Annotated in this window: 20 protein-coding genes; 8 read left to right on the forward strand and 12 right to left on the reverse strand. The window is 59.4% G+C overall.

Annotated elements, in window-relative coordinates:
- Nucleotides 1-99: 99 nt before the first annotated feature.
- The 5 genes from KQ661_RS04100 to KQ661_RS04120 form a co-directional block, all read right to left on the reverse strand.
- Nucleotides 100-1,497 carry a tetratricopeptide repeat protein gene (locus KQ661_RS04100; RefSeq protein ID WP_216679474.1) on the reverse strand — a complete coding sequence of 466 codons (1,398 nt, stop codon included), beginning with the start codon at nt 1,495-1,497 and terminating at the stop codon, nt 100-102.
- Between the two features lie 164 nt (nt 1,498-1,661).
- Nucleotides 1,662-2,684: an NAD-dependent epimerase/dehydratase family protein gene (locus KQ661_RS04105; RefSeq protein ID WP_216685736.1), complete on the reverse strand. Its 1,023-nt coding sequence runs from the start codon at nt 2,682-2,684 to the stop codon at nt 1,662-1,664.
- Nucleotides 2,685-2,767: 83 nt separating this feature from the next.
- Nucleotides 2,768-3,538: a tyrosine-protein phosphatase gene (locus KQ661_RS04110; RefSeq protein WP_226915710.1), complete on the reverse strand. Its 771-nt coding sequence runs from the start codon at nt 3,536-3,538 to the stop codon at nt 2,768-2,770.
- A gap of 14 nt (nt 3,539-3,552) precedes the next feature.
- The gene (locus KQ661_RS04115) at nt 3,553-6,051 is read right to left on the reverse strand and encodes a polysaccharide biosynthesis tyrosine autokinase (RefSeq protein ID WP_216685737.1); all 2,499 of its coding nucleotides are present in this window, start codon (nt 6,049-6,051) and stop codon (nt 3,553-3,555) included.
- A 75-nt stretch (nt 6,052-6,126) separates the two neighbouring features.
- Nucleotides 6,127-7,098, reverse strand: a complete 972-nt coding sequence (locus KQ661_RS04120) for a polysaccharide biosynthesis/export family protein (protein ID WP_216685738.1) — start codon at nt 7,096-7,098, stop codon at nt 6,127-6,129.
- A gap of 250 nt (nt 7,099-7,348) precedes the next feature.
- Here KQ661_RS04120 and KQ661_RS04125 point away from each other — a divergent pair, with 250 nt between their 5' ends.
- From KQ661_RS04125 to hpf, 4 genes are all read left to right on the forward strand, one after another.
- Nucleotides 7,349-8,494: an acyl-CoA dehydrogenase family protein gene (locus tag KQ661_RS04125; RefSeq protein ID WP_216679478.1), complete on the forward strand. Its 1,146-nt coding sequence runs from the start codon at nt 7,349-7,351 to the stop codon at nt 8,492-8,494.
- Between the two features lie 177 nt (nt 8,495-8,671).
- Complete coding sequence (gene rpsU / locus KQ661_RS04130; protein WP_216679479.1) at nt 8,672-8,866, forward strand: 30S ribosomal protein S21; 195 nt, start codon at nt 8,672-8,674, stop codon at nt 8,864-8,866.
- Between the two features lie 165 nt (nt 8,867-9,031).
- Entirely contained in the window at nt 9,032-9,910 is an 879-nt protein-coding gene (locus KQ661_RS04135) for a tyrosine-type recombinase/integrase (RefSeq protein ID WP_216685739.1), read from the forward strand.
- A 38-nt stretch (nt 9,911-9,948) separates the two neighbouring features.
- Nucleotides 9,949-10,248 (forward strand): ribosome hibernation-promoting factor, HPF/YfiA family, encoded by a 300-nt coding sequence (hpf, locus tag KQ661_RS04140; RefSeq protein WP_216679481.1) that lies wholly within the window; start codon nt 9,949-9,951, stop codon nt 10,246-10,248.
- A gap of 120 nt (nt 10,249-10,368) precedes the next feature.
- Here the strand turns inward: hpf and metK are convergent, their stop codons facing one another.
- The 4 genes from metK to KQ661_RS04160 all read right to left on the reverse strand — a co-directional run bounded on the left by metK (nt 10,369) and on the right by KQ661_RS04160 (nt 14,727).
- A complete protein-coding gene (gene metK, locus KQ661_RS04145; protein WP_216685740.1) occupies nt 10,369-11,634 on the reverse strand; it encodes a methionine adenosyltransferase in 1,266 nt (421 codons plus the stop codon).
- 186 nt (nt 11,635-11,820) lie between these two features.
- On the reverse strand, nt 11,821-12,555 hold the full coding sequence (locus KQ661_RS04150) for an SDR family NAD(P)-dependent oxidoreductase (RefSeq protein WP_216679483.1): 735 nt from the start codon (nt 12,553-12,555) through the stop codon (nt 11,821-11,823).
- Nucleotides 12,556-12,874: 319 nt separating this feature from the next.
- Nucleotides 12,875-14,086 carry a class I SAM-dependent methyltransferase gene (locus tag KQ661_RS04155; protein WP_216685741.1) on the reverse strand — a complete coding sequence of 404 codons (1,212 nt, stop codon included), beginning with the start codon at nt 14,084-14,086 and terminating at the stop codon, nt 12,875-12,877.
- Nucleotides 14,087-14,115: 29 nt separating this feature from the next.
- Complete coding sequence (locus KQ661_RS04160; RefSeq protein WP_216679485.1) at nt 14,116-14,727, reverse strand: hypothetical protein; 612 nt, start codon at nt 14,725-14,727, stop codon at nt 14,116-14,118.
- 155 nt (nt 14,728-14,882) lie between these two features.
- On the opposite strand from KQ661_RS04160, the gene KQ661_RS04165 reads away from it, so the two are divergent.
- Together KQ661_RS04165 and ahcY are read left to right on the forward strand one after the other, a co-directional pair.
- Nucleotides 14,883-15,632 (forward strand): DUF4397 domain-containing protein, encoded by a 750-nt coding sequence (locus KQ661_RS04165; RefSeq protein ID WP_216679486.1) that lies wholly within the window; start codon nt 14,883-14,885, stop codon nt 15,630-15,632.
- Between the two features lie 129 nt (nt 15,633-15,761).
- Nucleotides 15,762-17,081, forward strand: a complete 1,320-nt coding sequence (gene ahcY, locus KQ661_RS04170; RefSeq protein ID WP_216679487.1) for an adenosylhomocysteinase — start codon at nt 15,762-15,764, stop codon at nt 17,079-17,081.
- A gap of 179 nt (nt 17,082-17,260) precedes the next feature.
- Here ahcY and KQ661_RS04175 read toward each other — a convergent pair whose 3' ends face one another.
- From KQ661_RS04175 to KQ661_RS04185, 3 genes are all read right to left on the reverse strand, one after another.
- Nucleotides 17,261-18,289, reverse strand: a complete 1,029-nt coding sequence (locus KQ661_RS04175; RefSeq protein ID WP_216679488.1) for an LLM class flavin-dependent oxidoreductase — start codon at nt 18,287-18,289, stop codon at nt 17,261-17,263.
- A gap of 190 nt (nt 18,290-18,479) precedes the next feature.
- Entirely contained in the window at nt 18,480-20,708 is a 2,229-nt protein-coding gene (locus tag KQ661_RS04180) for a prolyl oligopeptidase family serine peptidase (RefSeq protein ID WP_216685742.1), read from the reverse strand.
- Between the two features lie 71 nt (nt 20,709-20,779).
- Entirely contained in the window at nt 20,780-21,850 is a 1,071-nt protein-coding gene (locus tag KQ661_RS04185; RefSeq protein WP_216685743.1) for a hypothetical protein, read from the reverse strand.
- Between the two features lie 382 nt (nt 21,851-22,232).
- On the opposite strand from KQ661_RS04185, the gene KQ661_RS04190 reads away from it, so the two are divergent.
- Together KQ661_RS04190 and KQ661_RS04195 are read left to right on the forward strand one after the other, a co-directional pair.
- Nucleotides 22,233-22,706 (forward strand): hypothetical protein, encoded by a 474-nt coding sequence (locus KQ661_RS04190; protein WP_216685744.1) that lies wholly within the window; start codon nt 22,233-22,235, stop codon nt 22,704-22,706.
- A gap of 720 nt (nt 22,707-23,426) precedes the next feature.
- Complete coding sequence (locus KQ661_RS04195) at nt 23,427-24,215, forward strand: hypothetical protein (protein ID WP_216685745.1); 789 nt, start codon at nt 23,427-23,429, stop codon at nt 24,213-24,215.
- Nucleotides 24,216-24,229 lie beyond the last annotated feature (14 nt).

Below are 24,229 nucleotides of genomic sequence, written 5' to 3' on the forward strand. Positions count from 1 at the left end.
TGGGGAAGCCTTGCCCGCTCTAAAAAAAGGGTGGCGCGGGCAAAGAAAAACCGCCCGTCGGCTGACGGGCGGTTACAAAAGTAGCGGTAAGCCGAAACGTTATTTCCGAAACTGGTCAATAAGCCGTTTCAGGCCCGGCTGCTCCCGCAGCTGGGGGAAGTAGTCGAACAGGGTGATGTGCTGCTCATAATTGAGCGTGAGGGCAGTTTCTAGGGTCTCGTAAGCCTCGCGCATGCGTCCATCGGCCAACAGGTAAGCGCATAGCATATAGTGAAAATGGGCTTCGTGCGGGTGCAGCTCCACGGCATGGCGCACCAGGTCCACGGCCTCGCCGAAATGGCCCTGCTCGTAGAGAATGGCGCTCCAGTTCACCCAGCCCTGCACGTCGTCGGGGGCTACTTCGGTGGCTTTCTCATAGGCTTCGAGGGCACTTACCACGTTGCCCACCTGGTTTTCGGCCGCACCCAGTGCCGACCAGTACTCGCCGCTTTCGGCATACAGCTCCGTCGCCTTGCGGAAATAATGAATGGCCTCGAACCAGCGCTCCTGCTCCTGCAGCAGCACGCCCTGGCCAAACCAGGCCTCGTCCATCTCTGGGTTCAGTTCCAGCGCCTGGCGGTAGTATTTGCGGGCGGGCTCCCACTCGCGTAGCTTTTCGTAGCACTCGCCGATGTTGCACAGGGCCTCATCGGTGGGCTCGCCGGGTGGGTAAGCCATCTCGAACTCCGGAATGGCCTTCAGGTACTCCTGCTGGCACACAAAGGTGTCGGCCAGCCAGTGGTGGGCATCGTAGAAGTCGGCACTGATGGTCACGGCGAAGTCGAAGGCCTCGGCGGCCTTCGTAAAGTCCTCGCGGCGGTACCAGTACTGGCCCAGGTTGTACCAGGCCGTGGCCGAGTAGGGGTCATCGTCCGTAAAGCGCCTGAAGAAATCCTCATGCTCTTCCAGCCGCGCCGTAATGTCGAGACAGTGCAGGAGTTCCTGCACGCCGGTTTCGTTATCAGGGTTGAGGCGCAGGCTCTGCTTGTAGTGCTTGGCGGCGCTTTTGAATTTCTGCCAGCTCTGAAATGCCAGGCCGAGGTTGAAGTGAATGTCTTCGCGCTCGGGCTCCTGCTCCAGGCCGGTCCGGAAAAACTCCACAGCTTGGGCAAATTCGCCCCGCTGCGTGCTGATGATGCCGCGGGTTACGGCCACATCGGCATTAGTAGGGTCCAAGGCCGCTACGGCATCAATCTGACGCTCGGCTTCGGTATAGTCGCCGCGCATAGCCGTCACTTGCGCCCGGTCAATCAGCAGCTCAGTAGAAAAGGGGTATTGGCCGAGGGCTGCTTCACAGGCTTGCAGAGCTTTGTCAAACTCGGCACTCGTCACGTAATGGTCGATGATGTTCTCGAAGTCTTCCAGGTCGAAGAAAACAGACTCCTGCTGGGCAACCATGCGCTCGAAGCGACGCACGGTATCCAGCACGGTCCGGTGGTTTTCAAAATGTTCGTTCATGCGCATAAAACCGCAGTTAAGTGGATTAATCTGGTTTTGTGGATTATTGAGTCCAACGGCCGGAACCGTTTGTGGCGCTACTCGCCGGAATCATTCCACTCCACTTTATCAGTACTCTATCAATAATAACAAATATTGGCCAAAACCGTGCAATCTGATTGTTGCTAAGATACGATAACCGGTTCGAGGCTGCCGGGTTTCGCTCCCAGCTTGGCCGCGCACCACGCCAGGGTATCAGCTAACGGCCGGAATGCTAGGCCGGTAGCGCTTTGCACTTTGGCGTGGCTGTATACCACCGGTTGCCGGCCGGCCCGGGCTGTATCTTTAGTAATGAGCGGTCGCGCTCCGGTGAGCACGGCGCGGGCGTGCTCCAGCCGCCAGATAATCTCAGCGGCCCAGTCGGGCACGGCCACGGTGGGCGGTCGGCGCTGCATGGCCGCCGCCGCCTGCCGAAAAAAATCGGCTAACGGCACGGCCTCGGCGCTCAGAATGTAGCGCTGGCCATTGGCCGCAGGCTGGTCGAAGGCCAGGGCCAGTAGCTGGGCCACCACGTCGCGCACGTCCACGAAATTGATGAGGCCGCGGGTGTAGAAGCGGTGCTGCTGGTGCGCGTAGCGTAGCAGACGGGTGCTGCTGCGGTGCCAGTCGCCCGGTCCCAGCACCACCGACGGGTTCACGATGACGGCTGATAGCCCCTCGGCCACGCCGCGCCATACTTCCAACTCGCCCAGGTATTTGGAGGTGGCGTAGGCCGGATGCGCCGCCCCCAGGTCCCAGGAAGCCTTTTCGGTTACAGATAATGCCTCGCCTGGGGCCGCAACCGCCGCCGCCGCCGGCCCGCCCAGCGCCGCCACCGAAGATACGTGCACCAGCCGGATGCCCGGTCGTTCCAGACAGGCATCGACCAGGGCGGCGGTGCCCTGCACGTTCACGCTCAGCAGGAGGTCTTCGTCCTGCGGTGCGTACGATACCAGTCCCGCGCAGTGGAAAACATGCGTGACATCGGGAGTGATGGCCACTCGCAGCTGTTCGGTATCAAGCAGGTCGCCGGCTACCCACTCCACCCCGGGAGCACCGCCGGTAGGTACCGCGCCCCGGTGCAACGCGCGCACGGCCAGCCCCCGCTCCCGTAGCGCCCGCAACAGAAAAGAACCAATAAGGCCGGTGCCGCCGGTTACAAATATCATGAAATCAAGGATTAATGCCTGACGGCAAATAGGCAGTGTCAGCAGAAGTACTCAATTGCCAACGACTGCTAACGGGCCACTGGCTAAAGCGTATTGTTCAGCAAAGGAAGCCGAAGCAGCTTTTCCATGTATGGCTGCACGAGCGTGCGCTGGGCCAGGGTATCGGTGTGGCGCAGGTGGTGGGTATCGGTGCCAACGAAATCAACCAGTTCGCCCTCAATCAACTGCTCGGCTACTTTTTTAGCGGCTGGTGAGTAGTAGCCAGACAGCGAGTTCAGGTTCACTTGGAGCAGCACACCGTAGTCGCGGCGCATCTTCTCGATTTCGGCAAAGCGACCGTAGAGGTACGTATAGCGCTCCGGATGAGCCAATACCGGCTGGTAACCCTGAGCCTTCATCTCGAAAATAATTTCGAAAAGGTTAAGCGGCTCGTTCATGTACGAGGTTTCGAACAGCAGGTAGCGCTTGTCGCCGCCGAAGGTGAGCATCTCAGTCCCATCGGCCAACTTTTGGCCCAGAAACTCGTCGAGGTAGTACTCAGCGGCGCATTCGAGGGCTACATCGTGCAAGCCGGCAGCGGCAGCGGCCTCGCGCAGCAACTTAAGCGCGGCCCGAATGCCTTCCGGCGTATTCTTGTAGAAGTCGCCCATGATGTGGGGCGTCATCACCAGTTTGCGGTAGCCGAGGTCGCGCAAGGCCCGGAGTAGGTCCAGCGAATGCTCCACCGTTTCAGCCCCGTCGTCGAGGCCCGGCAGCAGGTGCGAATGCATATCGGTCGCCAGGGCTGCCAGCGTGGCCGGAGCCACCGAAGCGGAAGTCGCCCCGCCAAAAAGACGTTGCCAGAGCGAAGCCATTTATGATGTGTGTATTAGGTGAAAAACTTCTTCAGCTTTTCGCCGAAGGTCAGTTTTTTAGACGCGGGCTCCTCGTAGTAGCCCTGGCCATACGCACCATAGCCGTAGCCGTAGCCGTAGCCATAACCATAGCCGCCACCCGACTGCGCATCGTTGAGGATAGTACACATGCGCGTAAAGTTATTGCTGCGAATAAGCCGGTTCATGTTCTTAATGAAGGCCTTGCGCGAATAGCCGGCCCGCACAATATAAAGCGGAATATCAGCCTTGCGCATGATGAGAATGCCGTCCGTGACCAAACCCACGGGAGGCGTATCAATCAGGATGACGTCATACAATTGGAACAACTCCTGAATCATGGTATCGAATCGGTCGCTCAGAATCAGCTCTGACGGATTGGGCGGCGTCGGGCCGGCCGAGATAAACTGCAGGGAGTCAATACTTGTTGGCTGAATGCATTCCTGCACGTTATGCCGGTCAATGAGGATGGTACTTACCCCGCGCGTGTTTTCGGCCCCAAATGCCAGGTTGACTTTGGGCTTGCGCATGTCCAGGTCCAGGATGATGACCTTCTGTCCCGAGAGGGCAATGATGCCGCCCAGGTTCACGGTGACAAAGGTTTTGCCCTCGCCGGAGATGGTAGACGTCACCGAAATCAGGCGTTTCTTTTTGGATGAGCTGATGAAATCCAGGTTAGTTCGAATGGAGCGTATCGACTCAGAAATGGCCGATTTTGGGTTCTTGTCCACCACCAGGCGCGACACTTCCATTTTCTCCTTATCGTAGGTCGGGATGATGCCCAGCACCGAGGCTCGGGTGTTGCGCTCCAGCTCCCGCACGTTGGTCACCGTGTTGTGCATGAAGTAGCGCACCGCAATCAGGCCCAGGCCCAGCAGCAGCCCGCCCGCCAGCCCCACGGCATACACGATGAGCCGATTGGGGAAAATGGGCGGCGAGGGCGGCGAGGCCGGTGACAGAATCTGGAAGTCGGCCGTGGTGCCGGCTTTCTCGATATTGAATTCCATCTTCTTATCCAGCAGCATCAGGAAGGACTTTTCGTACAAGTCCAGCGGGCGTTGCAGGCGGGCCAGCTCGGTGCCCTTTTCGGGCAAACTCTGCAGCTCGCCGGTCAGCTTGGCGCGCTGGGCGTTGAGCTCGTCCATGCCGCGGCGCAGCAGCTTCTGGTTTTGCAGCAGCAGGCGCTGGATGTTGTTACGAGTAAAGGTGATTTTAGCCTGTTCGGCCTGCACTACCTCCGTTTTATCAGTATAGGAGCGTGAGAGTCGCCGCAGGTTCCACTGCAGGCTGTTTAGCTCGGCCAACTGGTCGCCCAGCTGCGGGTCTTCAATCTCGGCCAGCGCGGGAATGCTCTGCTGCACGGTCTGGTTTTCGTCGCGCGTGAGGTTGCCCTGCTGCGCCATCTGCGCAACTTGGCTCAGCAAAGTCAACGTTTGCGCAAGCTTAATTCGGTCCTCTTCCAGTTTCTCCAGCTTCGAGCTAAGTGTCCCTACCTCGGCCTTCACATCGTAGGTGCCGGAGCGCTGCACGAAATTTTGGAGGTTGTCTTCGGCATCCTGCAGGCTTTTGCGGTTCTCCTCCGAAATCTTATCCAGAAACCGGAGCTGCTTTTGGGTGGCTTCCTGCTTGCTGGCAATTTTTTCGACGAGGTATACCGAATCAATCTTATTGACGATGTCCTGTGCCTTCACTGCATTGAAATCGTTGAACGAGATGCCAATCGTATTGGCGTCCGGGTTAACAATCTCAACAGTCAGGTTCTTATCCAGATAGGCGTTCAGGGTGTTGTCGTCCTGCACCGTGAAATGGTAATTGCTTTCCAGTGCGTCTGTACTCAGCTTATCTGTTGGCAGCACCTGCAGCGTAATGCCGGGCAATGCAATGGTCTGCCCTAGCGCGTATTCGCCGCCCTGTGGTCGGTTTTGATTGGTAAAGTCGAGCTTAAAACGCTGCTGATTCACAAATTTCAAATCGAACTTGCGGTTATACAGCGCGTTATCAGTGATTTTATAGACTACGCGGAAAGGAGAGGTTCCGTACATTTCCGACTCCAGCACCGTGCCCTGCACGTAGTAGTTCACATCCAAGTCCAGCGAGTCCTTCAGCCGCCGGTAAATGATGTCAGACTTAATTAACTCTACCTCGCCGGCCAGCTTACTACCGCGGCCTTTGTCTACCACGGCTGGAGCCATTTGCCCAGCCAAACCTAGGGCACTGCCCTCGTTGCGCTCGTCAATTTTGAGCAAAGAAGTCGACTTGTATACCGGCTTGGTGTAGCGCAGGTACAGCCACGAGGCCGTAACGCCCAGAATAATCAGCAAGAGCATCCAAATTAGGCTGCGCCGGGCTACCAGTACCAACGTGGCCACATCCAAGCTGGCGGATTCTTCGTCAGCCTCATTTCCTCCGGCGTTGGGCACAACCGAAGGCTCTACGGCTCCGCCGTTGGCATTTCGGATAAGCTCTTCCAACTCCGAGTTTTCGTTTACGGCCATTATAATATTATTGCCAGCGAGCGCTGGATTATGATAAGAGAAGCGAGCTGTTCAGTGGTTTCCTGTTTTATGGAATTATCTTTTTACAATGCTGTATATGAACAACGTAGTCGTCAGAATAAGGGAGGTGAAGCTGATAATGGGTGCCGCGTCGGCCAGGGTTTCTAGCACCGGGCGGTGTACGGGCTCTACGTAAACAATATCATTCGGCTCCATTTGCAGGTTAGCCCGGCGCATCCCATCAAGCGTGGTCAGGTCCACCTGCTGAATACGTGGGTTTTTCAAGTCGCCCCGGATGATACGAATATTGCTGGCCTTGCCGCCGTAGCGGTAGAACCCGCCGCCGCCGACACTTCCGCCGCCTCCACCACCGCCACCGTCTATTCCGCCGGCCAGGGCCAGCACCTCAATCAGGTTCATGTTATCGTTGGCCAGCGTGATAACCTGCCCACCGGTAGCGCCCAGCATGAAAACACGGTTGTTGGTCACCCGCGTGGTTACAAAGCTCTCTTTATAGAACTCGTTATAACGGATTTGCAGTATACTGTCAGCCTGTAGCAACGACAAGCCACTCACCTTCACCCGGTTCACCAGCGGCAGTACCACCGTGCCATCTGCTTGTACCAAAAACTCGGAGCCGGCCGTAGCGCTGCCGGCCGTCTGGCCCGTGGCGCGCTGGCCTCCGGCAGCGCGGGCGTTGCCACCACCACTGCTGGGGCTGGCGGCGGCACCGGTGCTACGGCTGGGTAGCGCTCCGCTGGGCTGACCAAACTGTAATTCGCCGTTGGGGTCCAGAATGCGCTCGCCCTTGTTGGTATTCACCCGTACCTCCAGAAAATCATTGGGCTGGATGAGGTAGTTGCGCGCCGTACGGTTCACGGCCAGCCGCAGCTTGGTGCTATCCAACTGGCGGCCCTGGCTGTCGGTGAGCCGGAACATGGTGCGTTGGTTGAAATAACGAGTGGAAGTACACGACGAAAAAAGCAGCAGCGTGGGCAGGACCAGCAGCCACAGCGACTTGAAATAACGAAAAGGATGTGTCGGCATAAAGGCCAGTTGGGGCTGAATCGAACAAAAACCAGGAAAAATTTCAGCCCCGCAAGACAAATTCTCCCTAAAAAGCCTCAAAAGTAACGCTTTTGCCGCGCCCATTCAAAAACAGGCGGTTACAATACCCTGTTCTCTTGCCGTTGCTAACTGCCTGAATCGTACTTTCGTGGGCTGAAAACGGCTAAACGGTCATTGCCGCAGCAAAGACATTAGAATTATCTCAAATCCCACCCTCAGTTCCTTTTACATGGAAGCCGTAGCCACCGAAAACCAAACCATGATAGCGCAGATGGTGCGCGACTTTGGTGCCCAGCACATCAAGCCCGATATGATGAAATGGGATGAGAGCCAGGAGTTTCCCATCCATGTGTTTCACAAGCTCGGCGAGCTGGGCCTGATGGGCGTGCTCGTGCCCCAGGAGTACGGCGGAGCCGGTTTTGGCTACGTCGAGTACGTGACGGCCATTGCCGAGCTGTCCAAGATTGATGGCAGTATTGGCCTGAGCATGGCGGCCCACAACTCGCTCTGCACCGGCCACATCCTCCAGCATGCTTCTGAAGAGCAGAAGCAGAAATATCTGCCCAAGCTGGCCTCCGGCGAATGGATTGGCGCCTGGGGCCTCACCGAGCCTAACACCGGCTCCGATGCCGGCAACATGCGCACCACCGCCGTGCTCGACGAGAGCGGCGAAAACTACATTATCAACGGTGCAAAAAACTTCATCACGCACGGCAAATCCGGCAACGTGGCCGTGGTTATCGTGCGGACTGGCGAAGTGGGCGACTCGCACGGCATGACGGCCTTCATCATTGAGCGCGGCACGCCGGGCTTTGAGGCCGGCCGCAAGGAAGACAAGCTGGGCATGCGCGCTTCCGAAACCACCGAGCTGATTTTTACCGACTGCAAAGTGCCGAAGGAAAACGTCATTGGTAAGGTAGGCGACGGCTTTGTGCAAAGCTTGAAAGTGCTCGACGGCGGTCGCATCAGCATCGCGGCCCTTAGCCTGGGCATCGCCCAGGGGGCTATGGAGGCCGCCACCAAGTACAGCAAGGAGCGCCACCAGTTCAACCAGCCCATCAGCAACTTCCAGGGCATTGCCTTTAAGCTGGCCGATATGGCGACCGAGATTGAAGCCGCCAGCCTGCTCACCTACCGCGCTGCCGACATGAAGGACCGTGGCCTGAACGTGAACCTGGAGTCGGCCATGGCCAAACTTTACGCTTCGGAAGTATGCGTGCGCACTGCCAACGAAGGCGTTCAAATCTTCGGTGGCTACGGCTACACCAAGGATTACCCGGCCGAAAAATATTACCGTGACGCCAAGCTTTGCACCATCGGCGAGGGTACCAGCGAAATTCAGAAGCTGGTGATTGCCCGCGCTCTGCTTAAGTAAACCGTGAATTTTGGCGGGTTTCGCGGGTTTTAGGTACGGTTCAGCCGTTTTCGCCTAGGCGTTGGAAATGAATCGACTACAAAATCCGTGAAATCCGTTTGAATTCGATAAATCCGTGATTATCTTTGCGGCCCGGTTTATACCGCCTCCCTCTGAAAATCTCCCTCATTCCCTGATATGATTATCATTCAAATCAAAGACAACGAATCGGTTGACCGCGCTCTGAAGCGTTTCAAAAAGAAATTCGAGCGCACCGGCGTTCTGAAAGAGCTGCGTCGTCGCACCTTTTTCCAGAAGCCCAGCATCACCCAGCGCAAGATGAAGCAGAAGGCTGTTTACAAGCTCGCCACCTACGGCCAGCCCGGCGAATAGCCCGAAATTTTTCGGTCGTTTAGCTTTGTTGAAAACCGGCTGGTTTGCCTTTATTGGCAAGCTAGCCGGTTTTTTCACGTCCGTATAGGAACGGAAAGCTTGGCGTAAAATAAAAAAATGCTACATTGGATGCCCGGCCCACCGCCGGGCATTTTTGGTGTTGGTATGGATGCTTTTCTCGGTTTTTTGCGCTTTGAGCGGCGCTATAGTCCGCATACGCTGGTGTCGTACCAAACGGACCTGGGTCAGTTTGCCGCCTACCTGAAATCGGCCTACGAGCTGGCCGACCCCGCCCAGGCCACGCACCCGCTCATCCGGGGCTGGGTGGTGGAGCTGATGCAGGAAAACCTGAACCCGCGCACCGTGAACCGCAAAGTGGCCTGCCTGCGCTCATACTACAAGTTCCTGCTGCGCACCGGCCGCATCGAGGCCAACCCCATGCTGCGCATCACGGCTCCCAAAATGGCGAAGAAGCTGCCCGAATTCGTGCCCGAAGAGGCGCTGAACGGCTTGCTGAACACCTTCGAGTTTGGAGATGGCTTTGCCGGCCAGCGCGACCAACTGGTGCTTGAAATGCTATACGGCACGGGTATTCGCCTTTCGGAGCTCATCGGCATTCATGCCGATGATGTGAGCTTGGGGGCCAGCACCGTGCGCGTAACCGGCAAGGGCAATAAGCAGCGCCTTGTGCCCCTCAACCCCACACTGAAGCTCGTGATAGAGCGCTACCAGGCCCGGCGGGCGCATGAGTTTGGCGCCGCCGGCGGCCCGCTGCTGCTCACCGACAAGGGCGAGGCCATGTACGAAAAGTTCGTGTACCGTACCGTGAAGCGCTACCTGAGCCAGATTACCACTTCCGGCGCGCAGCAGCACCCGCACGCGTTGCGCCACGCCTTTGCCACGCACCTACTGGGCAAGGGTGCCGACCTGAATTCCATTAAAGAGTTGCTGGGCCATGCCAGTCTGGCGGCCACGCAGGTGTACACGCACTTGTCTGTCGACCGCCTGAAATCCGTATTTAAACAGGCCCACCCACGGGCCTGAGTTTTGTGTTACCCTTTTACCTCTAAATCAACCGCTTTATGAAAATTCAGATGCATTCGGTGCACTTTGACGCCGACCAGAAATTGCTTGATTTTGTTCAGCAACGCTTGAATAAGCTGGAAACTTTTTACGACAAGGTTACCGAAGGCGAAGTCATTATGCGCCTCAACAATAAAGATGGTATTGACAACAAAACCATCGAGATAAAGCTGCTGGTGCCCGGCAACATCCTGTTCAGTACGGAAGATGCTGCTTCCTTCGAAGCCGCCGCCGATGCCGCTACTGATAGCCTGCGCCGCCAGATTACGAAGCACAAAGAGAAAACGCTGACGCACTAACTTTTAGCAGTTAGCTTTTAAGCCAAACACTGAAAAGCTCCGCTTGATTTTGTCAGGCGGGGCTTTTCAGTGTTTGGCTTAAAAGCTAACTGCTAAAAGCTATAAGCGAAGGGCTAACAGCTAATTGAGTCCAAACTCGGCCTTAATCTGGGGCACGTAGTCGAGCTTTTCCCAGGTGAAGGTTTCGAAGGTTTTCTTCTCGCCGTTGGGCATCACTACGTCCACCGTGCCGGGCTGGCGGCCCATGTGGCCGTAAGCCGCCGACTGGGCGAAGATGGGGTTTTGCAAGCCGAAGCGCTTCACGATGGCGTAGGGGCGCAGGTCGAACAGCTTATTTACTTTCTCGGCTACTTCGCCGTCGGAGAGGGGCTGGCCTGCAGCGTTTTTCACCTTGATGGTGCCGTAGGTGGTCACAAATACGCCCACGGGCTGGGCCACGCCGATGGCGTAGGCTACTTGCACCAGCACTTGGTCGGCCACGCCGGCGGCCACCAGGTTTTTGGCGATGTGGCGGGCCGCGTAAGCCGCCGAACGGTCTACTTTGGAGGAGTCTTTGCCGGAGAAGGCGCCGCCACCGTGCGCGCCCTTGCCGCCGTAGGTATCCACGATGATTTTGCGGCCGGTGAGGCCGGAATCGCCGTGGGGACCACCGATGACGAACTTGCCCGTGGGGTTGATGTGGTAGGTGATTTTATCGGTAAACAGCGCCTGGGCATCGGCGCTCAAGCCGGCTTTCACGCGCGGGATAAGAATGGCCAGCACATCGGCTTTGATTTTGTCCAGCATCACGCTCTCGGAGGCATCAAACTCGTCGTGCTGGGTGCTGATGACGATGGTATCGATAGCCTCGGGCTTGTGGTCGTCCGAGTAACGGATGGTTACCTGGCTCTTGGCGTCGGGGCGCAGGTAAGGCATGACCGTGCCTTCGCGCCGGATGGCGGCCAGCTCCTGCAGCAGGCGGTGCGAGAGGTCAAGGGCCAGCGGCATGTAGTTGGCCGTTTCGTGGCTGGCGTAGCCGAACATCATGCCCTGGTCGCCGGCGCCCTGGTCTTCATCCTTGGCGCGCTCCACGCCCTGGTTGATGTCGGGCGACTGCTCGTGCAGGCGGTTCATCACCTCGCAGGTGTCGGCGTTGAAAAGATACTCCGGCTTGTTGTAGCCAATGCGGCGAATGGTTTCGCGGATGATGGGCTCGGCATCGACGTGGGCTGTGGACTTAATTTCGCCGGCTACGAGGGCAAAATCGGTCGTTACGAGGGTTTCACAGGCTACTTTGGCAGTGGGGTCCTGGCGCAAATACTCATCGAGGATGGCGTCGGAAATCTGGTCGGCAACTTTATCGGGATGGCCTTCCGAAACCGATTCGGAAGTGAACAGATAGGGCATTGAGTGCGCGAAAAGAGCGGAAGATAGAAACGAAGTGCGCCCACCAAGCCGAAACCGGCAGGCGGGCGCGACGCAAAAGTACGGAAATTCGGGCTATTGGTGGTTATGCAGTTGCCGAGGAAATGCAGTAGGGGTCAGCAGGCAACGGGAAACAGAAGCCGTAGTTGGGCCTACTGAGCGGCGGTATTATAGCTGCGCCAGCCGGCCGCCGTCCACCACCAGCGTGGTGCCGTGCACAAAGCTGGCTTCTGATGAGGCCATGAAGGCAATGGCGGCGGCCAGTTCCTCGGGGGTGCCCACGGCGGCTTCATCGATTTTTTCGGTGCCGTTTTTCACATTGGGGTTGCTCCAGAGCATGGGCGTGTCTACGGCTCCGGGGGCTACGGCATTGATGCGGGTCTGCTTGCGGTCGAGCTCCAGGCTCATGCCGCGCACGAAGGCTTCGAGGGCACCTTTGCTGGTGGCGTAGGGCACTACGTTGGCCGTGGTTTGGTGGGCGTGCACCGAGCTGATGGCCACGATGGAGCTGCCGGCCGGCATATGCGGCAGGCAAAGCTGGGTGAGTTGGGCCAGCGAACGCAGGTTCACCAGCATCAGCAGGTCCCACTGTGTCAGTGGCAGGTCTACGAGGTGGTCAAAGGTCATCATGGCCGCGTTGCACACCAGCACGTCGATGCGGTGATACCTGGCCAGTACTTTGTTCACGGTGGCGGTAATGGCGCGGGGCTTGCTCAGCTCGCAGGCTATAAACAGGGCCTTGCCGCCGGCTTTGGTGATGAGGCGCACGGTTTCGGCGCCCTCGGCTTTGTCGCGGCCCAGGGCTATTACGGTGCCGCCCTCGGCTCCCAGCCGCACGCAGCAGGCCCGGCCGATGCCGGAGGTTCCACCCGTTACCAGGCACACTTTATCTGTAAAACGCATCGTTGAATTATTGAATTAAAAGCATTGCGTTGACTGCGCAACTACTCTACGGGGCACAACCGGCTGAGGCGGCTTTTGTGCTGGCTAATCGAAGTGGTGGATTGTTGAGCGTCAGCCCCAGCGGGGTGGCATATCGGTAGTTAGGTGAAGGACTTGGTTGTTTTGAATCCCCGGTGGGGCGACACTCGTTCAACGAGTGTCGCCCCACCGGGGATTCAATTACGTTTTCTGCACTATTTGCTACCGATATGCCGCCCCGGTGGGGCTAAGGTTCAATATGTACAGCTTGGATTAAATAAGTGGCACGAAGCTCCCGGTTTCAGGCCAAGCCATTCACCGGGGGCGTGAGCTTTTCGCACACCAGCACCACTGGCCGGCTGCGTAGGTCGGTGGTAGCAAACAGGTAAACTTCGCCGCCCTCGCGGATGCCGGTGCGCCGGCGGAAATCGGCCACCGAATCCGGGAAATTGCGGGTGGTGACGTGGGCGCGCGCCTCTGGCCCCAGGTGGGCTTTGAGGGCTGCGCCATCGGCCTTTTCCACGGCCAAGATTTTGAAGACCCGGCCCGGAAAATCGGCCCGCAACACATCAGAGGTATAAAGGTGGCTGTGCTGGTGCAGCTTGAGCAGTTCGAACGCCGTGCCGATGCTGCGGAATGCGCCCGCCTTGAGCACGGCCGCGTTGGGCTCGTAGAGGTACTGCTGGGCCTCGGCGTAGCGGGGGATGGCGCGGGCCTCGCGGGCACGGTTGAGGCGGAATTCCTGCTGGGTGCCGTCGCGGCGCAGGTTCAGGGCATAGCGCTCGGGGTCTACGGCGGGCTCCTGACCCAGCTCGTAGAGCACTTCCTTGACCTCATTATCCACGGCCACTACCCAGAGGCGGCGCACATGGGCCAGGCCCTGCACCGCGTGCTCAATATCAAGCATGGGCGAGGTTTTGAGTAGCACCTTATCGGCCTTGTGCAGCAGCAGGGGCAACAGCTTCGCTACGTCGGGCTCGCAGTCGCGCAGTAGGAAAATCTTGCGGGCGGCGGTGTCGCGCCGGGCCGGGTCGAGGTAGAGCCAGTCGTAATGATGCGGCGTGCTTTTCAGAAATGCCACCGCATCGGCGGCATTAATGGTCACATTATCAATACCGAGCTTGCCGAAATTATAGCGCACTACTTCCGCCAGCGCGGGGTCGCGCTCCACGTAGTCGACCTGCGCCACGCGGGCGGCAAAGGCGGCCGAGTCGGCCCCGAAGCCGCCGGTGAGGTCGGCCAGGCGCTGCCCGTCGACCAGATTGGCCTTGAAAGCCGCCGTGCGGGCCGACGACGCCTGCTCGACGGATAGGGCGGGCGGGAAAATCAGTTCCAGGTTATCGGCCCAGGCGGGGAGCTTGGCGCGGGCTTTTTGGCGGGCCTGAATCTGGCGCACCAGTTCAGGAACGGGGAGGCCGGGGTGGCGGCGGGCTTGGAGGGCCAGGTGGGCGGGGTCGTCGTGCAGGTGCGCGGCCACGTACCGCCGGGCCGCTTCGGGCAAGGGGTAGTCCATGGATGACCTTATACGGGAAAAAGTAGCACTTAGCGCAACGCCCAGCGCAGCGAAAGTAGGGGCTGGCCGGTGGATGCGGCCGCAAAGCCCATGGCGGCCGGCTGCAGGCGCTGCCAGATGCCGCCGTGAACTACATTGTTATTGTAGGATTTGACCGCCCGCTGTAGGTGCGAGTTGGTGTTGCGGTTGATGAAAACCGTGGCCAGCAGGCTAGTAACGAATACTCCAACGGCAATCTGCTGCGTCGAGTTGAAGTATTGCCGGTCGCCGTTGCCCAGAATCTGCTCGCCATAGAGGCTGAATGACCCGACGGCCACGAGGCGGTCAATCAGAAAAAAAGTCTTCTGGCGGCGGTATTCGTTGAGGTGGGCCAGGGCGGCGGTATTGCCGGCCAGGTAGGGGCGGAGCTTTTGGCCGAAGAAGCCGGCCGTCTGGTAATTGTCGCTGCTGGCCCCGGGGGGCAGGAAATCAAAATTGTGCTGGGGGCCACCCAGGCCACGGGCCTCATCTTCGGGTAGGAGGCGAACGCTGCCAGGGACTTGCTGGGCCAACGCAGGAGCTAATAGATTAACGGATAGGATAATAGTGGCTGCGCCATGGAGCTGCCAATTAACTGGGCGCAGCTGGTTGATTTCGTGCATAGTAACAAATATAATGATGCTTAGAAGGCTGGAAAGACCGGGCGCGCAATATTTTCTGGCCGCGAACCCAACAAACCCAGGGTGTCACACGTTCAGGCCGAGCCGGCTAATCATCCGCTCGGCCGCGTACTTTACCATCCAACCGACTTTTTTCCATGAAAACATCCCTCGTATTTCGCCGCGCTATTCAGGCTATTTTGCCGGCTACGCTGCTGCTGGCCGCGTGTAGCAAGAGCGACACGCCCACGCCAACACCGGCTGCAGATACCGGAAAAATTGTATTCATCAATGCTGCCTCCCACGTTGCGCCCACCACGCTGAAGTTCCTGATTGATAACTCAGAGAAAGCTTCGCTGGCTTATGGCGCCAGCAGCGGGGGCTACCAGACCATCCAGACCGGTGCGCGGCCTTTGCAGGTGACTGCAAGCGGGCAGGTGGCTTTTACGCAGTCACTTGCGCTCGATAAAGATAAAAACTACACGTTTGTAGCTGCGCCCGCGCAGTCTTCCTCGGTGGTAGGCGGCTTGCTCTTCCCCGATGACCTGACCATTACGGATGCCACCAAAGCCCGCATCCGGGTTATCAATTTGGGCCAGAGCGTTACCAACCCCATTCGGTTATCGCAAATCACCACCACGGTTAACGGGCCGGTAGTTGCCGATGTGGTGAGTAATGTTGGTGCCAGCGTTGCTTCGCCATTCGTGAACGTAACGGCCAATACCTACAGTCTTTCCATTCTTGATGCAAATGGCACCACCATCGCCCAAGTGGGTGATGGTACGGGTGCCGGCACGGGCACCAAAAACTATGAAGCCGGTAAAAGCTACACCGTACTGGTGAGCGGCACCAATGGAAGCCTGAACAACGACCAGAAGCTCAAAGCTTTTGTTTCGCAGAATAATTAGCCCAATACCGCCGTGGCTTTTACCACGCTACGAGCCCGCGTCCAACCGGCGCGGGCTTTTTTGTGGGCTGAGGCGAACAAAATCAGTATCTTTGCAGTTGAATCGCCACACAATAAATTAAACCGTATCATGGTGGAAACCACGACGAAGACGTACGTTCCGTACAAAGTAAAGGACATGGAGCTGGCCGCATGGGGCCGCAAGGAAATCCGCCTGGCCGAAGCCGAAATGCCCGGTTTGATGAGTCTGCGCGAGGAGTTTGGCGCATCGCAGCCCTTCAAAGGCGCGCGCATTGCCGGCTGCCTGCACATGACTATTCAAACGGCGGTCCTCATCGAAACCCTCAAGGCACTGGGAGCGGAGGTAACCTGGTCGTCATGCAACATCTTCTCAACCCAGGACCACGCCGCCGCTGCCATTGCCGCCGCTGGCGGAGCAGTGTACGCCTGGAAGGACATGACTGAAGAGCAGTTCAACTGGTGTATCGAGCAGACGCTGTTTTTCGGCGAGGACCGCAAGCCGCTGAACATGATTCTGGACGACGGCGGCGACCTCACCAACATGGTGCTGAACAATTACCCCGAGCTGGCCGCCGGCATCAAAGGTGTGAGCGAAGAGACGACGACCGGCGTGCTACGCCTGTACGAGCGCGTGAAAAACGGCACGCTGTCCTTCCCCGCCATCAACGTGAACGACTCGGTAACAAAGTCGAAATTCGACAACAAGTACGGCTGCAAAGAGTCGGCTGTGGACGCTATCCGCCGGGCTACCGACGTGATGATGGCCGGCAAAGTAGCCGTAGTGGCCGGCTACGGTGACGTAGGAAAAGGCACTGCCGCTTCGCTGAGCGGCGCGGGTGCCCGCGTTATCGTGACCGAAATTGACCCCATCTGTGCCCTGCAGGCAGCTATGGACGGCTACGCCGTGAAGAAGCTGGCAAATGCCGTGAAGGAAGCCGACATCGTGGTGACGGCTACCGGCAACTGCGACATTCTGACGGAGGAGCATTTCCGCAGCCTGAAGGACAAAGCCATTGTTTGCAACATCGGTCACTTCGATGATGAGATTGACATGGCGTGGCTGAATGGCAACTACGGCCACACCAAGGACACGGTGAAGCCGCAGGTGGACATCTACAACATCGAAGGCAAAGAGGTGATTATCCTCGCCGAAGGTCGCCTCGTGAACCTGGGCTGCGCCACTGGCCACCCCTCGTTCGTGATGTCGGCTTCGTTCACCAACCAGGTGCTGGCCCAATTGGAGCTATGGGAGCGCAACGACCAGTACACCAACCAGGTGTACACCCTGCCCAAGCACCTCGATGAAAAGGTAGCCCGCCTGCACCTCGCCAAAATCGGCGTGGAGCTGGACGAGCTGACTACGCACCAGGCTGACTACATCAAGGTAACGGTGGAAGGTCCGTTCAAGTCGGACCTGTACCGCTACTAGACCACGGATTAGCACGGATTTTAGCGGATTTTGTAGTCGGCGCTATTATTCGCTTACGCTGTGTTTACCAACAAAAAAAGGCCACTCCTGAGAGTGGCCTTTTTTTGTTGGTAGGCGAGAGGACCGATGCGTGGCACGAGCGCCGACTACAAAATCCGTGAAATCCGCTAAAATCCGTGCTAATCCGTGGTCCGGATGGCCGGCGCTACCTGCGTACCCAACAGCTCGATGGAACGCAATACACTCTGGTGCGAGATTCCTTCGATGACAAGCTGGGCCAGGAACCGGGTGTTGTTGAACAACTGGCGCTGGTAGAGCAGCTTGGCGATGATATCCTCGGGGCTGCCCACCAGCAGTGGGCCTTGCGGGCCGCAGAGGTAGTCGAAATGCCGGCGGTCCATGGGCGACCAGCCGCGCTCGCGGCCGATGCGGTTCATGAGCTGCGAGTAGGGCGGGAAGAATTCGTCGCGGGCCTGCTCGGCGGTGTCGGCCAGGTGCAGGTGGCAGTTGATGGCGAGTTGGAGCGCGGCCACGTTGTGGCCGGCTTTCTGGGCCGATTCGCGGTAGAGCTCGGCAAACGGCACGTACTGCGCGGGCGCGCCGCCGAGAATGGCAATGGTGAGTGGCAGCCCCAGCTGCCCGGCCCGAATAACGGAAGCCGGTGTGCCGCCCACGCCAATCCAGACCGGGATTTTGGGCTGCGCGGGGCGCGGGTACACGCCTTTGGCATCGATGGCGGCGCGGTGTTTGCCTTGCCAGGTCACGACTTCGTTATCATTGATTTTCAGCAGCAGCTGGAGCTTCTCAATGAACAGCGCGTCATAATCCTTCAAATCCTGCCCGAAGAGCGGGAACGACTCGATGAAGGAGCCCCGCCCGGCAATAATCTCGGCCCGGCCGTTGGAAATGAGGTCGACGGTAGCGAAGTTCTGGAAGGTGCGAACTGGGTCGACGGAGCTGAGGACGGTAACGGCGCTGCTCAGGCGGATGCGCTTGGTGATGGCGGCCACGGCGGCCAGAATAACTTCGGGAGCCGAGATGATGAAGTCGGGGCGGTGGTGTTCGCCGAGGGCGAAAACGTCGAGGCCGGTTTCATCGGCCAGCTTACCCATGGCCAGCAGCTCCTGCATGCGTTGCGCGGCGGCATGGTCTTGGCCGGCGAGGTTAGCCGGGGCGATTTCGCCGAAAGAGCTGATGCCTATTTGCATAAGGGGGGATAAATCGGTAGGGAAAGCAATGGGAAGCGTTGGGACAGTGAAATGTCTATGAGTATTAAAACGTCATGCTGAGCGCAGCCGAAGCACCTCTATCGCAGTGCTAAATCCTTTCGATTGGATTAGTTATGCGGTAGAGATGCTTCGGCTGCGCTCAGCATGACGGCCTTTTACTGCTGCATCATTATTTCACTTCCGGCGTTACGCCCATGTTGGCGTAGCAGAAGCTCCACACGTCGGCCCACTCATCAATCTGTAGCTTGGTGCTTTTGCCCGCGCCGTGGCCGGCGTTCACATCAACTCGAATTAGGGTGGGGTTGGGGCCGGTGTTGGCAGCTTGCAGGGCGGCGGCAAACTTGAAGGAGTGGGCGGGCACCACCCGGTCGTCGTGGTCGGCGGTGGTAATCATGGTGGCGGGGTACACGGCCGGGGCCAGGTTGTGCAGGGGCGAGAACTTGCGCAGGTTCTCGAACTGCTTCTGGTCGGCCGAGGTGCCGTATTCGGGAGCCCAGTTCCAGCCGATGGTGAAGGTCTGGTAGCGGAGCATATCCATCACGCCCACGGCGGGCAGGGCCACTTTGCACAGGTCGGGGCGCTGCGTCATGGTTGCGCCCACGAGCAGGCCGCCGTTGGAGCCGCCCGCGATGGCGAGGTGGTCATAGTCGGTGTACTTGTTGGTTTTCAGGTACTCGGCGGCGGCAATGAAGTCGTCGAACACGTTTTGCTTGTTGGGCGTCATGCCGGCTTTGTGCCAGGATTCGCCGTATTCGCCGCCCCCGCGCAGGTTGGGGATGGCCAGCACGCCGCCGTTTTCCAGCCACAGCATGCGTGCCACCGAGAAGCCCGGCGTGAGCGAGATGTTGAATCCGCCGTAGGCGTAGAGGTAGGTGGGGTTCTTGCCGTTCAATTCAACCCCTTTTTTGTGGATGATGAACATGGGGATTTTCGTGCCGTCCTTACTCGGGTAGAACACCTGCGTCGTCACGTAATCGGCCGGGTTCACGTCCACCTTCGGGGCGCGGAAAACCGTGCTGGTGTTGGTGGCGAGGTCGTATTTGTAGATGGTGGTGGGGTAGGTGAACGAGGTGAAAGCGTAGTACACCGACTTGGCATCGCGCCGGCCGCCAAAGCCGCTGGCCGTGCCGATGGCCGGCAGCTTCACATCGTGCTCAAACTTGCCCAGCTCGGAATAGACTTTCACCTGCGAGCTGGCATCGTTCAGATAATCAGCAACCAGGCGGCCGCCTACTTGCGTCACGCTCTCCAGCTTGTTCTTGCTTTCGGGCAGCACGTCGTGCCAGTTGGCTTCAGCCGGCTTCTTCGGGTCGATGCGGACGACGCGGTAGTTGGGGGCCTTGTAGTTGGTGTACACCAGCACCTCGCCGCCCACGTTGCCGATGATGTTGCTGTTGAATTCGTAGCTCGAAATGAGCGTAGTCCAGGTTTTGGCCTGCTTGGGGTCTGCTAGGTCGCGCACCAGCAGCTGGTTGCCGTCGGCCTTGCCATCGGTGAGCGTCAGGGCCAGGAACCGCTCGTCTTCCGTGGCATTAACGAAGCGGAAGCCCAGGGGCATTTTCGCGTTTTCGTACACCAGCTGGTCGGCGCTCTGCGGCGTGTTCAGCTTGTGGAAGTACACTTTGTGGAACTCGTTTTTGCCCGAAAGGCCGTTTTGGCCGGCCTTGGGCGCATCGTAGCGGCCGTAGTAGAAGCCGTTTTTGGTCCACGACGTGCCCGATACCTTCACCCATTCCAGGGTTTCGGGCAGCAGCTTGCTGGTGGCCACGTCCAGGATGCGGACCTTGTGCCAGTCGGAGCCGCCGCCGCTGGTGGCGTAGGCCAGGTAGCGGTGGTCGTTGCTGAACTCGGTGCCGGCCAGGGCGGTGGTGCCGTCGGCCGAGAACTTGTTGGGGTCGAGCAGGATTTGCGGCTCCTCCGCGCCGCGCTGGCGGTAGAGCACCGCCTGGTTCTGCAGGCCGTCGTTCTTGCTGAACACCAGCTCGGAACCCACCTGCTCGGGCACGCCAAACCGCTCGTAGTTCCAGATTTTGGTGAGCCGCTCCCGGATTTTGTCCCGGAACGGAATCTGCTTCAGATAACCAAAGGTCACTTCGTTTTCGGCGGTCACCCAGGCCTTGGTTTCGGGCGCATCGAGGGCTTCGAGCCAGCGGTAGGGGTCGGCTACTTTGGTGCCGAAATAGGTGTCGGTGAAGTCGGTTTTGCGGGTGGCGGGATATTTCACGGGCGGGGGAGTGGGTAATTCCAGGCCGGCTCGCCGGCTGGGCTCGCCGGTTTCGGGCATGGTGGCTTCGGTGAGGGCCTGGTGGTTGGGAAGGGTATTGCGGGCGGGCGGAGTCGTGGCGCGACAGGCCGAAGCAGCCGCCAGCAGGACGGCCAGAGGTAAGACAGCTTTCATGAAACAAGGAAGAAAGATGAAGGCCGTTGCCAGCCGAAAAAAGAGAGTGAAACAACAAAGCGTATTAAAAATCAGTCCATCTGCACATCATCGGCTACTTCGCCGGATGGCTGGCCGGAAGCGGCAGCGGCTGCCGTGTCGTGCGCCGCCGGGGCATGGCTGATGGCCGAAGCCACCAACTCGGGCAGGTTGGCGCGCAGCCAGCGCAGCTCCTCATCTACGCGCTGGCTCACCAGGCGCTCCACTTCCAGGCGCTGGGCGGAGCTGAGCTGGTCGAGAACCGGCGCGGCCGGGGCATTGTTGGCCTCGGGCGCGGCCGCCGCGAGAATCAGGGCTTCGGCGCGCTTCACGCGGGCTACGGAGTCGGCCACGGCGGCACTGGTTTCGGCGGCGGCGGCCTGGGCAGCGGTGGCGGCGTGCTTGGCTTCCAGGGTTTCGCGGCGCTGCTGGCGGCGCCACTGGCCCAGCGTCACGCGCAGCATAATGTAGAGCACCAGGCTCAGAATGCCCAGAATAAGCGCCAGCGGGGCCGCAAAACGATAGAGCAAGCTGCCCGGCCCCGTAACCGGCAGGGCCACCGCCGACGTGCCGGCGGCATCGCGCTCGGCGGCGGCCTGGGCCTCGGCGGCTTCGGCCGGGCCGGGTGTGGCGGTGGCGGCGGTGTCGGCCATTTCCGGGGCCATTGCGGCGGCTACTTCGCCCAGGGGCGTGCCCGAGGTCACGTAGTTGGTAAGGGCCGTTTCGAGGGCGGCCACGCGGGCCATGCGGGCAGGGTCTTTGCGCCGGGCGGGCGAGCCTTTCAGCTTATTCACAATGGCTTTGGCCAGCGCCGCGAGCCGGGCCGAATTGTCCTTTTTACCCTGGTAAATGGTGCCCCGGCCCTCAATGGGCTGATATAGCACGCTGAACACCCGCAGGCTGTCGGGCCGGATGCTGGCGGCCAGCGCCGTCAGGTTGCCGCCCTCGCAGCGCACGGTGCTTTTGAGGTTGGGCCGGCCGGCATCGTCGTACACGAAGCGCACCGTGGCACACCAGATTTGCACCTTCGATTCATCGAGCGAGGGCTGGCCGAGGGGCGTTTGGGCGCGGGCGGTGAACAGCATGAGGGCCAGCAGAAAGGCCAGAACGAAGCGAAAAGTCATAAGCAGCGCGATTTTACCGGAAAAGTACGGGTTTGGGCGCTATTTATTATGGGTTTGATGCTACAGGGGCGATAAGCAGCTGCGGTGATGGCCGAAGGAGGAGAACGTAACGGGGCAGGTGGTCGGGTGAGGGTTAATCTTTGTTAGGACTTACGCACTTCAAAAGCTATGTAACTTGAAAATCAACGACTTGCATTCAAGACGCATATTTGTTATATTGCTGTTTTTCAGTTTGTTAGTGTTTCAACTGCGTAAGTCCTATTTGTAAGAAAAAGACCGTTTTCTTGAACAGTAAGTCTGGTTAACGCACGGGTAGTATTTTGCCTTGGTCACCCGTTCTCCGGTCCAAGTGGTAGACCCAACTTGGTGTGCAGCATTCCTCTTGAAAGTGCCACAAGCTTTCTGGTGGTATATTTTCCCACGCAACCAATCAGCCGTTGCCCCGCTCGTTCTTGAAACCTTCACCCCCTGCGCCATGAAAGCCTTGATAACCTCCGCTTTGCTGATTCTTGGGGCCATGGCCGGGTGTAGCAAAGACGAAGGCAATGCGCCCCAGCAGAGCTGTGATAATGAGCACGTGTTGGCTTCTTATCAAAACCGGGAAGCCGTGGTGACCAAGACCCAATTGGATACCTATTGCCTGATTGTGGACGAAACCGCCCTTTCCAGTGGGCGGTACCTCCTTGACAATTATTTGGTACCGGTTCATCCGCTGCCGGCGCAATATCAGGTGGAAGGATTGCGGGTCCTGCTCACGGGCCGTAAAAAAAGCTGTTACGGGTTGACCACGTTGCCTAACTTAAGGAATATGTTTGGCTACAAGCTAGAGGTTGATAACCTTCAAGCGAAGCAATAGGCTTACCTGTCGTTTTAGGGCTTTTTTCATGTGATTAAGTTTACCCTCTTTTCGGTGAACTACCAGCTGCTGCCCGCTACCAGGTGCTGGCAAGCTACTGTAGCACCTGGTGAGTTTACGAAACCCGTCTACGAATGAACGTTTACGAAACGCGCCGAGGGGATGCGTTTCGTGAACCCTTGCCTCCCAACAAACGAACGTTTTCCAGCATCACCAAACGGCCCGGCAAACGCCGGCGCGGTCCCGGTGCGGGGCTGCGGCACCCCGGTACGAGGCCAGCCGGCCGCCATCCGGCAAGGGGCGAGGCCGGTACGGGGGCGTCCGGCCGCCATCCGGCAAGGGGCGAGGCCGGTACGGGGGCGTCCGGTCTCCATCCGGCAAGGGGCGAGGCTGGTACGGGGGCGGGCGGGGCGGCTCGAACGGACAAACAATGAAAGTATTTCTATCTTCCGGCTACCATCGTGCGTGCGGCGGGATTTCTATCCGTTCTTTTCCCAATTCCTTATGTCGTACACCGACACCCGCCTCTTCGGGGGTACCTACCAGGACGCGCTTACCCGCGCGTTTTCCCTCTAAAGCCTGGGCCTGGCCCGGCAAAAAGACCTGGCCGCCGCCGATGCCGACCTCACCCCGGCCTGGTTTGCCCAGCTCCTCGCCGATGCCACGGCCGCCCAGGCCCTGCCCGGCCTCGACCTGCGCCAGGCCGACCAGCACCAAACCGTGCTGAGCCGCGACGAGGCCCTGGACCAGGCCCGGCCCCTGCTGCAAGACCTGTTTTTCTACGCCAAGAAAGCCTATCCCACCACGCCCCACGCCGACGACCTGTTTGGCCACCGCGCCGTGACCGCCGCCGGCGACAGCCCCCTTCCCTTCAACACCGCCCTGCAAGCCGCCGCCCAGCAGGTGCAGGCCCGCGAGGCCGCCCTGCTCAAACCCGGCGGCATGCCCCAGGCCAAGATTACCGAGCTGCTGCGGCTGGCGGCCATCGCCCAAACCAGCGGCGTGGATGTGAACGTGGCGCACGGCGAAGGCACCGTGGAAACCGACCAGTACGTGGGCCAGTTCAACGCCCTCTGGACCCAGCTGGTGACCCTGAATGCTGCCGCCCAGGTGGCCTACCGCGCCGACGACGCGCTGCGCCGCCTGTTTCGCCTCTACCCCGATGGGCCGGAGGAGCGCAGCCTGACCGCCGAGGCCTCGGCCCCCGGCGCGAAAACGGCCACCGCCGCGCCCGCCCGCCGCGTCACGCGCCTCGACAGCACCCTGAGCCCCGACCGCATCCTGAGCTTCACGGTGACGGCCCCGGCCGGGGCCGTGCGCGTGGCCCTGCTGCTGCTGCCTGACGATGCCCCCGCCCCCGGCGTGGCCCTGGCCGCCACCGCGCCTCGCCACCCCGCCCGCGTGCTGGCCGCCGACCTCGGCCCCGCCGGGGCCCAGTACCTGCTGCTCGAAAACGACCTCGACCAGAAAGCCAGCGTGAACGTGCGCGTGCTGCCCGTGGGCGGTTGAGGAAGGGATGTAGG

It is taken from the genome of Hymenobacter siberiensis, from assembly GCF_018967845.1.
GTDB classification, from domain to species: domain Bacteria; phylum Bacteroidota; class Bacteroidia; order Cytophagales; family Hymenobacteraceae; genus Hymenobacter; species Hymenobacter siberiensis.